The organism is Streptomyces scabiei 87.22 (genome assembly GCF_000091305.1).
Taxonomy (GTDB): Bacteria; Actinomycetota; Actinomycetes; order Streptomycetales; family Streptomycetaceae; genus Streptomyces; species Streptomyces scabiei.
Genome location: NC_013929.1, coordinates 1237257 through 1250806 on the forward strand (window position 1 = coordinate 1237257; position 13550 = coordinate 1250806).

Consider the following 13550-nt stretch of genomic DNA (forward strand, 5'->3'; position numbering starts at 1 on the left):
GCGCGGCTGAGGAAGGGGCCGTACGGGTCCGCCGGGTCGACGCCCTCCTGCGGACCCGGGCCTGGCACCGTGCGGTTTCGAGACCCGGCGTCCGGCGGCGGAAATGCCAGTCCGGCGACCATGCCGATCGCGTCCACGCTCGGCAGCCCAACTGCGGTGGCCAGGCCGCTGACTGCACCGAGGTGCACCTGGGCATCTCCTACGACGAACTCTGGGACCCATCGCAGGACGACGCGCCGGCGCGCTGGAACGTGGGCGTCCTGCACCGCCGATGCACCCGCGCCGCGGGGCACGAACCGGTCAGCCCCAACGGTCCCGGTGCACGACTCCCCTCCCGGCCCTACGAACCCGTCCCTGTGCCGCGCGACCATCCGGATGTCGAAAACTCTCACCGCCGCGCGCGTCACGGGGTGCGCGTGCTCCACAGGGCGCTGTCAACTCTCGGGAGACGGAAGCGGTTCAAGGACCGCCGCTACGACAGCGGCTTTCCCTTGCCCTGCGTGGCCCGCAGATCTGCCAGCAGCTCGGCCTGCCCGGCGAGCACCCCGGACAGAATGCTCCGCGCGACCCGCAGCAGCTCCGCGATCTGCGGGCTGGTCAGCGAGTAGTACACGGTCGAGCCCGCCTTGCGGGTCGTGACCAGATTCGCCCGCCGCAGCACGGCCAGCTGCTGGGACAGATGTGCGGGCTCGATGCCCACCTCGGGCAGCATCTCCGCCACAGCGTGCTCCCGCTCGCTCAGGAGCTCCAGCACCCGGATGCGGGCAGGATGACCCAGCGTCTTGAAGAATTCGGCCTTCAGCTGGTACAGCGGCGTACTCATCGTGCCGCCTCCTCCCCGACGCAACAGCATGGCCCCACCGGCCGGAGCTCGGCGCCTCGCATCCACTCACTCGTCAAGAACATGCGGTCCATCCTCGCCTGCGGCACCGGCGATGCCGAACCCGCGGGCCGGAAGCCAAGCCGCCGAATACAGCGCCCACAGCCTCATGAATTGCCAATTTTAGCAATTCATGAGGTTTCGCGAGGGGGCGCCGACATCGCCCACGCGGTCGCCACCAATGCCTCCGGCCGCCAACCGACCACGCCGGGATTCGTTGAGGACGTGGCGATCACCACCGAGGAGGATGCCTGCACCCTCGCGCCGGTGCGCCACGGTGGCGGCGCCTTCGCCCCCGGCCGAAGCATCGACTGGAGGCCCTGCGAAGGCCGCCCGGGGAGTCGTCCCGCGCGGTCGGAACAGTGAGCCATCGGGGTCAAGCCCTCTTGACCACGCTGGACTTGAGCTGCATGGCGCCGAAGCCGTCGACCTTGCAGTCGATGTCGTGGCCGTCCACGCCGTCGACGAGGCGGATGTTGCGTACCTTGGTGCCCGCCTTGATGCCGGTCGGGCTGCCCTTGACCTTCAGCGCCTTGACCACCGTCACGGTGTCACCGTCGGCGAGCACGTTGCCGACCGCGTCCCGGATCACCTTGCTCCCGGTGCCGCCTGCTGATTCCTCGGAGGGCGACCATTCGTGCCCGCACTCGGGGCAGACCAGCAGCGCGCCCATCTCGTAGGTGTACTCACCGGAGCATGCGGGGCAGGCAGGAAGGTTGTTGTCACTCATGGCACAGGGGTCTTTCCGTCAGTGGGCCGATACTGGGCGGGGAGAGCGGGCAGGACGCCTGCTGCCGCCAGGTGGTCACGGGCAGCCAGGATCGCCTCGGGTGTGGTGGCGTACTCCCGGTCCTCGTGCCGCAGCAATTCCAGCGCGCCGACGGAGTCCAGGACCTGGCGCTGGTCGGTGCGGATACCGGAGGCCAGGACGAGGATGCCGCGCCGTGTCAGCTTCTCCACCGCGTCCTTCAGGACGAGGGCACCTGTGGCGTCCATCGTCGACACCCGCGACATGCGCAGGATGACGACCCGTACGTCGGCCACGTCGGTCAGCTCCAGCAGGAAGCGGTGGGCGGCGGCGAAGAACAGCGGCCCGTCGATGCGGTAGGCGACGATGTGCTCGGCCAGCAGGGCGTGCTCCTCGGCGCTGTGGTCGCCCCGGTCGAGCGGCACCTGGTCGAGGCGGGCCTGCTTGGCCACGGCACGCAGGGCGAGGGCGCCCGCGACGACCAGGCCGATGATCACCGCGTACACGAGGTCCAGGGCGAGGGTCGCGACCGCGGTCAGGGCGAGGATCAGCGCATCGGAGCGGGTGGCCCTGGCCATCGCCCTGAGCGAGCCGACCTCGACCATGCGGACGGCGGTGGCCAGCAGTACACCGGCGAGGGCGGCGAGCGGGATCTTCGACACCAGGGGCGCGGCAGCGAAGACGATCAACGCGAGGATCGCGGCGTGGGTGAGGGCGGCCAGCCGGGAGCCGGCGCCGGTGCGGACGTTGACCGCGGTACGGGCGATCGCGCCGGTCGCGGGCACCCCGCCGAAGAGCGGGGCGGCGATGTTCGCCAGACCTTGGCCGAACAGTTCGCGATCGGGGTCGTGCTTCTGGCCCACCGTCATGCCGTCCGCCACCGAGGCGGACAGCAGGGACTCCAGCGCGGCGAGCGCCGCCACGGCCACGGCCGGGGCGAGCAGGGAGCCGGGCGAACCCACATCGAGGAAGCCGAGCGAGGGCGCGGGCAGCCCGGACGGCAGGTCACCGATCGGCTGTGCCGCATCCAGGCCCGCGACCTGCGTGACGACCGTGGCCGCTATGACGGCGACGATGGAGAACGGGACGGTCGGCCGCCAGCGGGCGCCGATCAGCATGACCGCGGCCACCGCGGTCGCGAGTCCGACGGCCGTCCAGTGCGGATGCTTGGCGAATTCCGCGACGGCTCGCCAGGTCGTCACCAGCACGCGGTCGCCCTCGGGCTTGGGTACGCCGAGTGCGTTCGGCACCTGCTGGAGTCCGATCACGCAGGCGATACCGAGGGTGAAGCCCTCCACGACGGGTGCGGGCACGTACTGCATGTACTTCCCTGCCCGCAGCGCGGCCAGCGCCACGAGCATGATGCCCGCCATCAGCCCGACGGTCAGCACGCCGGTCGGACCGTACTCGCCGACGATCGGCACCAGCACCACGGTCATGGCCCCGGTGGGCCCGGACACTTGGAGGTTGGACCCGCCGAACACGGCTGCGAGCGCGCCGGCGACCACTGCGGTCGCCAGGCCCGCCTCCGCGCCGAGACCGGAGGAGACACCGAAGCCGAGCGCGAGCGGCAGCGCCACGATCGCCACGGTCAGTCCGGCCAGTAGGTCCCGCCGCGGGGCTCGCCGCACGGCCGCCAGGTCGGCACGAGCGGGGAGGAGCGCGGCAAGCCGGGACTTTGCCCGGTTGATCGCCGAGGTCATCACGCGGGGACCCCGGCTTCGCGCAGCTGGGCCGGCAGCTCGCCCTGCCCGGCGAGCATCTGGGCAAGGATCCGCCGCGCGGCCCTCATCAGGTCCGCGACGTCTCCGCCCGCTGGTTCATGGACGACCGTGGAGCCCTCCCGGGTCGACGTGACGATCCCGGACTGGCGCAGCACTACCAGCTGCTGTGACAGGCCGGACGGCTCCACCTCGATGGCGGCCGACAGGTCCCGCACCGGTCGCGGTCCCTCCTGCAGCAGTTCCAGCACCCGGATCCGCACGGGATGCCCCAGTATCCGGAAGAACTCGGCCTTGGCCTGGTACAGCGGAACGGACACGACCCCTCGGCTTCTCCTACGACACCCCGCCTCGGGGCGGATCCGGCTGCGCTGCGCCCGTGACCACCGATGGAGTGGGCTTAGCTCATCCAGCATCTAATCAATTGCGAAATTTTGCAATTCAGCATCTCATCGACGCCCGGTCGGCTGCCCCACTCCGGGCACACTGCTGAAGAGATCGCGTGAAGCGCCCGCGGGCCGCGACGTGCGGCGGGAATCCGCGGCTACGACCAAGGCTGTGGACGTTCGCGTTGTTCCCCAGGCGTACGTTCACGTACTTCCCCGTGCCCCGGCCTCGCGAGGGCATTACGTTGGCCGGCGTGAACTTGCTGGGATGGAGCTATCGATATGTGGGACCGCCTGATCTGCGGGCCCTTGTTCGGCCAGAGGCTGAGGGCCAACGCATCCACTCGGCGGCGGACTTCGACGACTGGCTTTCGACTCTGACAGCGGCGGACTTGGTCGAGCCCTTCACGTTCGTCATCGACTCGGCAGGTGTGCTGGGGCTGGCGCCGCGCCGGAGCGAGCACGTGGTGTGTGCCGGCGGTGGCCCTGTTCTGGGTGCCGGGGAGATGAGCTTCCGCAAGGAGTCCGGGCAGTGGGTGGTCGGTGAGGTGAGCAATCAGTCGACCGGATACTGCCCGGACGTCAGCTCGTGGCGGGCTGTCGCGCGGGCTCTGGACACAGCTGGGATTGATCATCCGGCCGGTTTCACCCACGAGGTGGTGTTCCGGCGCTGTCCCGCCTGCGGTCAGCTGAACATCGTTCGGGAGGAGTACTTCGTCTGCGTCTTCTGTGACGAGGAACTACCGCAAGAATGGAACGTGGACGGGCCGGGCGTCAGCGGACCGGGGATTTGACGCATTTGTCGGTGGGTTTCTTGGGCCGCTTGTTCGGGCGGTAGCCGGGCCCGTTCATGATCACCTGCTGGCTGGTGTCGATCAGGGACCGGCTCTGGCGCTCGGAGACGAGTTCGTAGAGGTCCTCGGCCTGGGCGGCGGAGAGCTGGCGCATGGCGAAGTCGTCGAGGATGAGCACGTCGGGACGCACCAGTTCGCGGATCCGCCTCTCCGGTGCGGTCCGCGTGGCCACCGGCGAGTTCGGCGAGGATCCGGTTGCTCTTGGCGAAACGGACGTGGGCGCCCTGCCGAACCGCGAGGTGTCCCAGCGCCTGGGCGATACGCAAGGGTGGCCTGCTGCTCGAACTCAGCCCGCTGGAGCCTGCGGAGGAAGGCGACGGTCTCGCGGCGGGTGATCTCGTCCTGGCAGGAGGACCCGCAGGTAGTCGATGTGGCCGAGTGCCCTCGCAAACTCCTGTACAGCTCAGCCCGTGCCGACACCCTCTACCCCCATTCCACCATGGCATCTGGACAGTCGTTCTGCCGCCGGGGACTCGGCTGCCGACACCGTCCGCCGATCGACCGACTCGCCCACTGCGGCACACCCCTCCACTCCCCCGCGAGCGCGAGCCGGCGCACGGCTGCGCGTTACCCGCCCGGCACCGAACGATCAGTCACTTCCACAGGTCAGCGCACTCTCCCCCGCGGCTTCAACGGCACAGGCGGCAGTTTCGGTGCGGGCAGCGGAGCCCCGTCATAGCCCTTCACCTCACCGAACCGTGTCCCTTCCATCCAGTCCGAACGGGCCTGTTCGATCTCCTCCTGGGACCGTCCGATCCAGTTCCAGAACATGATCAGCTCCTCCTCGAACGGCTCGCCGCCGAGGAGCATGAGGGAGGCGTCCGTGTCGGTGCGCAGGGGGAGTTCGGTGCGGCCGCAGCCGAGGTAGAGCATGGAACCGGGGAGGACCGGTACCCCGTCGACGTGGGCCTCGCCGGCCATGGCGAGGACGGCGTACTCGAAGTCGGGTTCGAGCGGGAGCCGTACGTCGGCGCCGGCGGCCAGTGTGAGGTCGGCGCCGACGATCGGGGTGAAGGTCGCGCCGGGCGAGGTGGCCCCGTCCAGGGAGCCGAGGACGAGGGTGGCGCTCAGGCCGGGGGCCGTGACGACCGGCAGTTCGGCGTGGTGCTCGAAGCGCGGGTCGGTGTGCCGGTGGCTGTCCGGCAGGGCGACCCAGAGCTGGGCGCCGTGCAGGTAGCGGGCGTGCGACCGCGGGCTCTCCTCCGAGTGGCTGATGGCCCGCCCGGAGGTCATGAGGCCCAGCTCGCGCGGACGGATCGTCTGCAGGCTGCCCGTGGAGTCGCGGTGCAGCACCTCGCCCTGGTGCAGCCAGCTGACCGTCTGCAGGCCCATGTGCGGGTGCGGCGGCACCTGCATACCGGGCTCGTCGGCGATGTCGTCGGGACCGTAGTGATCGACGAAGGCCCAGGCGCCGACCATGCGGCGGCCCAGGTTGGGCAGCAGCCGCCGCACCTCGGTGGACTCACCGAGCCTCACCTTTCGGGGGCTGAGGAGTTCCCGCACCGGTTCGGCCACCACGAAGCCCCGGCCGCCGCACACCGCGGGGACCGGCTCGCGATCAAGATTGCTCATGCTGCACAACCTAGTCCCGTCCGCCCACCCCCGTCAGCCGGCACCCAAAGTGGTGGAATATTCAACGGCAAGCGGAGGTTGTGCGCCTCGAAGGAGGCACCGGTGGACACGACGTACTACGACCACGGAACACCCGCCGAGCGCTGGGAGCGCGGCCGGATGTTCTTCGACGCCAAGGACTACGCCGCCGCGGCGCGTGTCCTCGGCCCGCTGGTCGAGGAGGTTCCGGAGCAGACCGGTCCGCGGCTGCTGCTGGCCCGCGCGTACTATCACTCGGCCCAACTGCGCAAGGCCGAGGCGGAGTTGCGCGTCCTCGTGGAGCGGGACCCGGTGGAGCAGTACGCCCGGCTGATGCTGGGCCGCACGCTGGAGCGGCAGTCCCGGCACCAGGAGGCGCAGTCCCACCTGCGGATCGCCTCGGCCCTCGCGGGCGAGTTCGCGCAGCCATAGAAAGCGCAGGGGTTCACGGAGTGAGGGGGCGCGTCCGGTCAGGACGCGCCCCCTCACTCCGTCGCTTCGCGCCCCCCGGGGGGCCACGTCAGGTCCGCGCGGCCCGCGACGGCCGCGCCGACCGCCCTACTTCGCCTCTGCCCGGCCGCCGTACGACCGCTTGCCGCGCCGGTGCGCGATCTCGCCCAGGACGACGTCCACCGCGATGAACACGGCCAGCGGGATGCCGAGGAGGGGGACGAAATAGCCGAGGACGGCGATGAGGACGAGGGCCGGGACCAGGATCTGCGGCGGCACGTGCTGCCAGGCCCCGCGTGGGATCGGGCGGCCGAACGACGAGGCGCGGCCACGCAGCCACCACATCCGGTAGCCCCAGATGATCAGGACGACCAGGGAGGCCGCCAGGGCCATCAGCAGGAGCTGGTTGGCCAGCCCGAACAGCACGCCCGTGTGGCCGTCGATGCCCCAGCGGGAGAGCTTGGCGAGGACCGGGAAGTCGGCGAACCGGAGGGTGTCGGTGACCTCCGCCGTCGCCGGGTCCACGGCCACCGCGTCCTGCTTGGTGGGCCAGCTGCGCTGTACCTGCTTGACCACATAGGTGGAGGACGCGTCGGCCGGCGGCACGATCTCCACCGGGTCGCCGAGGCCCTTGGCCCGTGCGGCGGCGAGGATCTTGTCCAGGTCGCCCTTCGCCGCGGCCCCGCCCTCCGGCGAGCCGTCGCCGTGGTCCCCGTGGTCGCCCGCGGCGGCGGAGATCGCCGGGGTGGCCTGGTGGAGTTCGGTGCGCAGCACCTCGATGTTGGCGCCCGCGTAGGTCGACCAGGTCAGGCCCGTCGCCGAGAGGAAGAAGAACCCGGCGGCGGCCCAGACGCCGACCGTGCCGTGCAGGCCCAGCGTGCGGCGGCGGCCGCTGGTGCCGCGCACCTTGCGCTGGGCGCGGCGACGGGCGAACCAGAGCACGAGGCCGCCGCCCGAGATGACCCACAGCCAGCTGGCAGCGAGTTCGCTGTAGAGGCGGCCGGGCTCGCCGAGCTGGAGGTTGGCGTGGAACTTGTCGATCCAGGTGCGCACCGGCAGGGCGCCGGTCGAGCCGTACTGCTCTAGGGCGCCGCGCACCTCGGCGGTGTACGGGTCGACGAACACCGCGAGCGTGTTGGCCTCGTCGATGCCCTTCACGCCCGTCAGCATCACCCGGGTCGTCGCGTCGTCCTCCGGGGAGGGGCGCACGGCGGAGACGGTGCCCTCGGGGTGTGCCTTGCGGGCGGCGGCTACCTGCTCGGATATCGGCAGCTTCTCGTCGCCGACCTTCGCGACGGTCGTCCGGTCCGCGTAGACGATCTTCTCGACCGAGAACGAGGCGGCGTACAGTCCGCCGGTCAGGGCGGCGACCAGGAGGAACGGGGCGACGAGGACGCCCGCGTAGAAGTGCAGCCGCAGCACGAGCGGCCTGAGCGAGGCCCAGCCCCTCGTGGCGCCGTCGGGCTTGGCGACGGGTTCGCGGGACTCGTCCGTCTCGGTCGAGGGGGCGATGGTCATCGGCGGATGCTCCGGGATGCGGGGACGACGTGGCGGTCCAGTAGTCGGATCGTGAGGGCCCCGAGTTCCCGGCCTCGCATGTGACGTGGGTCACATGCGCTCCGGTCGCCCGCCAGTGTGCGGCGTGCGGCCGCGCCTTCGCGTGAGCCGCCTCGCGTCGTACGACCGCGGTTGGCATCCTGGCCCGATGCCTTCCGAACGCGACCGCGCCGACTCCCGCCCGCTGAAGCACCGGGTCGAGGAACTCCTCGCCCATGAGGGGCCGCTGCCGATCGTCGCCGCGGGCGACCCGGTGCTGCGCCGCACGGCCGAGCCCTTCGACGGCCAGCTCGACCCGGCCCTCCTGGCCCGCTTCGTCGCCGCCCTGCGCGCCACCATGCACGCGGCGCCCGGTGTCGGTCTCGCCGCGCCCCAGGTGGGAGTGTCCCTGCGCATCGCGGTGATCGAGGACCCCGCGCCGGTCCCGGAGGAGGTGCGGCTCGCCCGGGGCAGGGTCCCGCAGCCGTTCCGCGTCCTGGTCAATCCCGCGTACGAGGCGGTCGGGCCGTTCCGTGACGCGTTCTTCGAGGGCTGTCTGAGCGTCCCGGGCTGGCAGGCCGTGGTGGCCCGGCACGCCAGGGTGCGGCTGCGGGCGCTCGACGAGCGGGGGCGGGCGGTGGACGAGGAGTTCTCGGGGTGGCCCGCCCGTATCGTCCAGCACGAGACGGACCACCTGAACGGCACGCTCTACCTCGACCACGCCGAGCTGCGGTCCCTCTCCTCCAACCAGGCGATGGCCGACCGCTGGAACGACCCGACTCCGGCCCGGGCCGCCCGGGAGCTGGGCTTTCTGCTGCCCGACTGAGCGCCCGGACGGCCGGCGGCCGCGTGTCAGCCCCGGTACGCCTCGAGCAGCCGCAGCCACACCTCGCTGAGCGTCGGGTACGAGGGCACCGCGTGCCAGAGCCGGTCGACCGGGACCTCGCCGGCGACGGCGACGGTGGCGGAGTGGATCAGCTCGCCGACGGCGGGGCCGACGAAGGTGACACCGCGCAGGATCTCGCGGTCCAGGTCGACGACCATACGGGCGCGGCCCCGGTAGCCGTCGGCGTACAGGCCCGCTCCCGCGACGGACGAGAACTCGACGTCGACAGCGCGGACGCGGTGGCCGGCCTGCTCGGCTTCCGCGAGGGAGAGGCCGACGGCGGCGGCCTCGGGGTCGGTGAAGACGACCTGGGGGACGGCTGCGTGGTCGGCGGTGGCCGCGTGGGCGCCCCAGGGGTCGCGCTCCAGGAGCGGGATCCCGGCCGCGCGGGCGGCGATGGCGGCCCCGGCGATCCGGGCCTGGTACTTGCCCTGGTGGGTGAGGAGCGCCCGGTGGTTGACGTCCCCGACCGCGTACAGCCAGTCGCTGCCCGTCACCCGCAGACTGTCGTCGACGGGCAGCCACGCGCCGGACTCCAGGCCGACGGTGTCGAGGCCGAGGTCGTCGGTGCGCGGGGCGCGGCCGGTGGCGAAGAGGATCTCGTCGGCCTCCAGCCGGTCGCCGGTGTCGGTGAGGGCCACCACGGTCCCGTTCTCGCGGGACACCGCCGTCACCGACGTCCCCGTCCGCACGTCCACGCCGGACTCGCCGAGCGCCTCGGCGATCAGTTCACCCGCGAAGGGTTCCATGCGGGGCAGCAGGCCCTTGCCGCGGACGAGGACGGTGACCTCGGAGCCGAGGGACCGCCAGGCGGTGGCCATCTCGACGGCCACCACACCGCCGCCGACGACGATCAGCCGGCCGGGAGCCGTCCGCGCGCTGGTGGCCTCGCGACTGGTCCAGGGCCGGACCTGCGCGAGTCCGGGCAGGTCGGGCAGGAGTGCGCGGCTGCCGGTGGAGACCACCACCGCGTGCCGGGCGGTGAGGAGCCGGCGCCCGCCGTCGGGGGCGTCCACGACGACCCGGCGATGCCCGGCCAGGCGCGCGTGGCCGCGGTACAGGACCGCCCCGACACTCTCCAGCCAGGCCACCTGGCCGTCGTCCTTCCAGTTCCCGGTCTCGTAGTCGCGGCGGGCGAGCACCTCGGCGGTGTCCAGCGGCCCTTCCACCAGGTGGCGCAGCCCGGGTACGCGGCGGGCGTCGGCGCGGGCGATCGCGGGGCGCAGCAGGGCCTTGCTCGGCATGCACGCCCAGTACGAGCACTCGCCGCCGACCAGTTCGCTCTCCACGATCGCGGTGGACAGGCCGGCCGCGCGGGTGCGGTCGGCGACGTTCTCCCCCACGGGTCCGGCACCGAGCACCACGACGTCGTACTCGGCCGGTGTCGCGTCGCCCGCTGTGCCTTCGGTGTTCTCCGTATCCGTCATGGGGTCAGTCTGGTTGCTGGTGTGCGCGGTGGCCAAACGGGTAGGCGCGCGGAATACGCCACCACGGGGCGGCGTTGTCGTGTGCGGCTCGCCCCCGAGCACCGAGACCAGGAAGAGGGATGCACGCCATGAGCAGCACCGTGGAGCTGACCAAGGAGAACTTCGACCGGACGGTCACCGAGAACGAGTTCGTTCTCATCGACTTCTGGGCGGCCTGGTGCGGTCCCTGCCGGCAGTTCGCCCCGGTCTACGAAAAGGCCGCCGGTGACAACCCGGACCTGGTGTTCGGCAAGGTCGACACGGAGGCGCAGCCGGAGCTGGCGCAGGCCTTCGGCATCCAGTCGATCCCGACGCTGATGATCGTCCGTGATCAGGTCGCCGTCTTCGCGCAGCCGGGCGCGCTGCCCGAGGCAGCGCTGACCGACGTCATCGGGCAGGCCCGGAAGCTGGACATGGACGAGGTCCGCAAGGCGGTCGCCGAGCAGCAGGCGCAGGCCGAGCAGAACGGCTGACGGGCCGGCCGGTTCACCAGACCGGCGGCAGCCCCGTGTAGTGGGCGGCCAGTTCCGCGGCCGCCTCCCGGGACTGTGTGATCCGGCGCAGCCCGGCGAGCTGGAGACGGTGGTCGAAGGCGCCGCCGTCGGGCCGTGTGTGCAGCAGCCGGATCAGGTCGTCGCCGAAACGGGCCGCCTGCCAGACCCGGTCGAGGCACAACCGCGTGTACCGGTCCAGGAGTTGCGCCGTGCCGTCGGTGTACAGCCCGATGAGGGCGCGGGCGAGGAGCGTCACGTCGGACACCGCGAGATCGAGGCTCGTGGCGGCGATCGGCGGCAGCCCGTGGGCGGCGTCCCCGGCGAGCAGCAGCCGCCCGTACCGCATCGGCTCGTGGACGTGGGCGCGCAGCGGGGTCACGGATCTGGCGGTGATCGGCCCGTGTTCCAGGGTCCGGCCGATGCCGTCGGGGTCGTCGATGTCGTCGTCGAGGGCGAGACGCGCGGCCAGTTCGTCCCGGACGCGCGCGTCGGGCCAGTCGGCCGGGTCGGTGCCCGCGGGGACCTGGAGGTGGAACCGGGACGACGAGCGGGACCGCGGGGCGTGCAGGACGAAGCCGTGGTCGCCGCGCGCGTGGACCGGTTCGCGGGGCGGCGGCACCTCGGCCAGGACGTCGAGCCAGGCGTACGGGTACTCGTGCTTGTGGACCCGGCGGACCGGAGCGGGAACCACATGGCGGGAGATGCCGTGGAGACCGTCGCAGCCCGCCACCCAGTCGCAGGACAGCTCCTCCTGGTAGCCGTCGTGGACGAAGTGCACCACCGGCCGCCCGCCGAGCGGGTCCTCGACGCCGACCGCCGCCGCCTGGAACAACAGCGGCGGCCCGTCGGCGAGTTGCAGGGCGACGAGGTCCCGCACGATCTCCGTCCGGGCGCAACTCGTGACCGTACGGCCGCCGGTGAGGGCCGGGAGGTCGAGGCGGTGCCGTGCACGGTCGAAGCGCAGTTCGAGGCCGTGGTGGACCAGACCCTCGGTCTCCGGGCGTCCGGCGGCGCCGCACGCGCGCAGCGCTTCGACGGTCCCCTGCTCCAGGATGCCGTCGTACCCCCGGCCCGTGCCCGGGCGCCGCTCCACGTCCGCCCGGGTCCGGCTCTCCAGGACCACGCAGTCGATGTCCGCCCGGTGCAGCAGCCGGGCGAGGAGGAGTCCGGCGGGGCCTCCGCCGATGATGCCGACCTTCGTGCGCATGACGCGCCTCCCGAGGCGGGCGGTCCGCCGCCCTGTGCGTTCAGCCGTGCCCGTTCGGCCCTGCCCGCTCGGCCGCGTCCGGTCCGCCCGGGCCCGATCGGACCGGCCCGGTCAGCTCGACTCGCGGTGGACGATCCTGGCGCCCAGGACGTCGTGGGTGGTGGGGACCGACGCGGGGTCGCGCACCACGCGGTCGACCAGTTCCGCGAGGTGACGTCCGGACGGCAGCTCCAGGTGGACGGTGCTGAGGCGCGGCCGCAACAGCCGGCCGAGCATCAGGTCGTCGGCCCCGACCACGGCCGTCTCCCCGGGGATGCCGATGCCCTCGTCCTGGAGGGCCCGCATCACCAGCATCGCGTATTCGTCGTTGTACGCGAACACCGCGTCCAGACCGAGGGAGCGCCAGTCGCGTGCGAGCCGGGCGGCGGCCGCCTCGTCGTAGGCGAGCGGCAGCTCCGTGACCGTGGCCTCGGTGCCCTGCACCGCGCGGCGTACACCGGCCAGCCGGGGCTGGGAGAAGACCCCGAAGCCGGGCTCCTCGGGCACGACGACACCGATGCGGCGGCGGCCGCTCTCGACCAGGTGCCGGCCCGCGCTGTGGCCGACGCCCGCGTGGTCCAGGATCAACGCGTGGGCGCCCTCGACGGGTTCGGGGGTCAGGGTGACGACGGCCCTGGCGCCGGAGCGCTTGAGCACCGCCACCCCCTGCGGACCGATACCGACGCCGGGCACGATGACCGCGACCGGACGCAGCTCCGCCCAGGCACGGGCGGCGTCGTCGCCGCGCAGTCCGATGCCGCCGTGCTGCACGACGGTGTAGTCGAGCCGGCTGAGGGCCCACTGGATCTCGTTGATGAACTGGCTGTAGAGCGGGCCGACGGGAACGTTCGGGGTGGGCATCAGTACCAGGCGGCTGTGGCCGGCGCGCAGGCTGCGGGCCGCCGCGTGGGGTACGTAGCCGAGTTCCTTGGCCGCCTCGTGGACCCGGCGGCGGGTCGGCTCGCTGATACGGACGGCGCTGGTGTTGTTCAGGACGTAGCTGACCGTCGCGCGTGAGACACCCGCGAGCCGTGCCACGTCGGCGCTCGTGGGCACGGATCGCTGCAGGGGCGAGGGCGGGGCGGGCTCTTTCGGTATCTGCACCATGAGGAGGGCATCCTTGCAGAAGCGGTGAAGGTCGTTCCGGCCGGGGGACCGCCGACCGTGCGAGGCCCGGGTTCGGACCACCGATCTTTGTGGCTGGGCAGTTTGGCGAATGTGTTCGAAATCTGTTCAACCGGGCGGCCATTTCACGCCACCTCCACACGCGTGTGTCGGCCGTGTCCGTGCACA

General features: G+C 72.0%; 13 protein-coding genes and 1 pseudogene. 4 read left to right on the forward strand and 10 right to left on the reverse strand.

Features of this window, described 5'->3' with window-relative positions; translation table 11 throughout:
- Positions 1-472 precede the first annotated feature (472 nt).
- The 4 genes from SCAB_RS05205 to SCAB_RS05220 all read right to left on the reverse strand — a co-directional run bounded on the left by SCAB_RS05205 (position 473) and on the right by SCAB_RS05220 (position 3669).
- Positions 473-823, reverse strand: coding sequence for an ArsR/SmtB family transcription factor (locus SCAB_RS05205; RefSeq protein WP_037726911.1), 351 nt, complete (start codon positions 821-823; stop codon positions 473-475).
- Positions 824-1256: 433 nt separating this feature from the next.
- Positions 1257-1610 carry a zinc ribbon domain-containing protein YjdM gene (locus tag SCAB_RS05210; RefSeq protein ID WP_012998999.1) on the reverse strand — a complete coding sequence of 118 codons (354 nt, stop codon included), beginning with the start codon at positions 1608-1610 and terminating at the stop codon, positions 1257-1259.
- On the reverse strand, positions 1607-3331 hold the full coding sequence (locus SCAB_RS05215) for a SulP family inorganic anion transporter (protein ID WP_037726913.1): 1725 nt from the start codon (positions 3329-3331) through the stop codon (positions 1607-1609). The genes SCAB_RS05210 and SCAB_RS05215 overlap by 4 nt, the downstream gene beginning before the upstream one ends.
- Positions 3331-3669: an ArsR/SmtB family transcription factor gene (locus tag SCAB_RS05220; protein WP_012999001.1), complete on the reverse strand. Its 339-nt coding sequence runs from the start codon at positions 3667-3669 to the stop codon at positions 3331-3333. Before SCAB_RS05220 ends, SCAB_RS05215 begins: the two co-directional genes overlap by 1 nt.
- Positions 3670-3980: 311 nt before the next feature.
- On the opposite strand from SCAB_RS05220, the gene SCAB_RS05225 reads away from it, so the two are divergent.
- Complete coding sequence (locus SCAB_RS05225) at positions 3981-4529, forward strand: hypothetical protein (protein ID WP_012999002.1); 549 nt, start codon at positions 3981-3983, stop codon at positions 4527-4529.
- Here SCAB_RS05225 and SCAB_RS49535 read toward each other — a convergent pair.
- Both SCAB_RS49535 and SCAB_RS05235 read right to left on the reverse strand, forming a co-directional pair.
- A pseudogene (locus tag SCAB_RS49535) lies at positions 4510-4968 on the reverse strand (ATP-binding protein); the annotation flags it as partial. The gene SCAB_RS05225 and the pseudogene SCAB_RS49535 sit on opposite strands and share 20 nt — an antisense overlap.
- Before the next feature lie 227 nt (positions 4969-5195).
- Positions 5196-6161, reverse strand: a complete 966-nt coding sequence (locus SCAB_RS05235; protein ID WP_012999004.1) for a pirin family protein — start codon at positions 6159-6161, stop codon at positions 5196-5198.
- 102 nt (positions 6162-6263) lie between these two features.
- Between SCAB_RS05235 and SCAB_RS05240 the strand changes: the two genes are divergently transcribed.
- On the forward strand, positions 6264-6611 hold the full coding sequence (locus SCAB_RS05240) for a tetratricopeptide repeat protein (RefSeq protein WP_037726915.1): 348 nt from the start codon (positions 6264-6266) through the stop codon (positions 6609-6611).
- 126 nt (positions 6612-6737) lie between these two features.
- On the opposite strand, the gene SCAB_RS05245 is transcribed toward SCAB_RS05240, so the two are convergent.
- Positions 6738-8147 carry a PepSY-associated TM helix domain-containing protein gene (locus tag SCAB_RS05245; protein WP_012999006.1) on the reverse strand — a complete coding sequence of 470 codons (1410 nt, stop codon included), beginning with the start codon at positions 8145-8147 and terminating at the stop codon, positions 6738-6740.
- A 187-nt stretch (positions 8148-8334) separates the two neighbouring features.
- On the opposite strand from SCAB_RS05245, the gene SCAB_RS05250 reads away from it, so the two are divergent.
- The gene (locus SCAB_RS05250) at positions 8335-8991 is read left to right on the forward strand and encodes a peptide deformylase (protein WP_012999007.1); all 657 of its coding nucleotides are present in this window, start codon (positions 8335-8337) and stop codon (positions 8989-8991) included.
- A gap of 26 nt (positions 8992-9017) precedes the next feature.
- On the opposite strand, the gene SCAB_RS05255 is transcribed toward SCAB_RS05250, so the two are convergent.
- Complete coding sequence (locus SCAB_RS05255; protein ID WP_012999008.1) at positions 9018-10478, reverse strand: dihydrolipoyl dehydrogenase family protein; 1461 nt, start codon at positions 10476-10478, stop codon at positions 9018-9020.
- 128 nt (positions 10479-10606) lie between these two features.
- Here SCAB_RS05255 and trxA point away from each other — a divergent pair, with 128 nt between their 5' ends.
- Positions 10607-10990: a thioredoxin gene (gene trxA, locus SCAB_RS05260; RefSeq protein ID WP_061334773.1), complete on the forward strand. Its 384-nt coding sequence runs from the start codon at positions 10607-10609 to the stop codon at positions 10988-10990.
- A gap of 13 nt (positions 10991-11003) precedes the next feature.
- Here trxA and SCAB_RS05265 read toward each other — a convergent pair whose 3' ends face one another.
- Both SCAB_RS05265 and SCAB_RS05270 read right to left on the reverse strand, forming a co-directional pair.
- Entirely contained in the window at positions 11004-12218 is a 1215-nt protein-coding gene (locus SCAB_RS05265) for a 4-hydroxybenzoate 3-monooxygenase (RefSeq protein ID WP_012999010.1), read from the reverse strand.
- 111 nt (positions 12219-12329) lie between these two features.
- Positions 12330-13364: a LacI family DNA-binding transcriptional regulator gene (locus tag SCAB_RS05270; RefSeq protein WP_012999011.1), complete on the reverse strand. Its 1035-nt coding sequence runs from the start codon at positions 13362-13364 to the stop codon at positions 12330-12332.
- Positions 13365-13550 lie beyond the last annotated feature (186 nt).

What these genes read in the sequence shown, in the direction of transcription:
- SCAB_RS05215 (WP_037726913.1), bottom strand. Translation starts at nt 3,331, where the DNA reads ATGACCTCGGCGATCAACCGGGCAAAGTCCCGGCTTGCCGCGCTCCTC.
- SCAB_RS05210 (WP_012998999.1), bottom strand. Translation starts at nt 1,610, where the DNA reads ATGAGTGACAACAACCTTCCTGCCTGCCCCGCATGCTCCGGTGAGTAC.
- trxA (WP_061334773.1), top strand. Translation starts at nt 10,607, where the DNA reads ATGAGCAGCACCGTGGAGCTGACCAAGGAGAACTTCGACCGGACGGTC.
- SCAB_RS05255 (WP_012999008.1), bottom strand. Translation starts at nt 10,478, where the DNA reads ATGACGGATACGGAGAACACCGAAGGCACAGCGGGCGACGCGACACCG.
- SCAB_RS05235 (WP_012999004.1), bottom strand. Translation starts at nt 6,161, where the DNA reads ATGAGCAATCTTGATCGCGAGCCGGTCCCCGCGGTGTGCGGCGGCCGG.
- SCAB_RS05250 (WP_012999007.1), top strand. Translation starts at nt 8,335, where the DNA reads ATGCCTTCCGAACGCGACCGCGCCGACTCCCGCCCGCTGAAGCACCGG.
- SCAB_RS05270 (WP_012999011.1), bottom strand. Translation starts at nt 13,364, where the DNA reads ATGGTGCAGATACCGAAAGAGCCCGCCCCGCCCTCGCCCCTGCAGCGA.
- SCAB_RS05205 (WP_037726911.1), bottom strand. Translation starts at nt 823, where the DNA reads ATGAGTACGCCGCTGTACCAGCTGAAGGCCGAATTCTTCAAGACGCTG.
- SCAB_RS05245 (WP_012999006.1), bottom strand. Translation starts at nt 8,147, where the DNA reads ATGACCATCGCCCCCTCGACCGAGACGGACGAGTCCCGCGAACCCGTC.
- SCAB_RS05265 (WP_012999010.1), bottom strand. Translation starts at nt 12,218, where the DNA reads ATGCGCACGAAGGTCGGCATCATCGGCGGAGGCCCCGCCGGACTCCTC.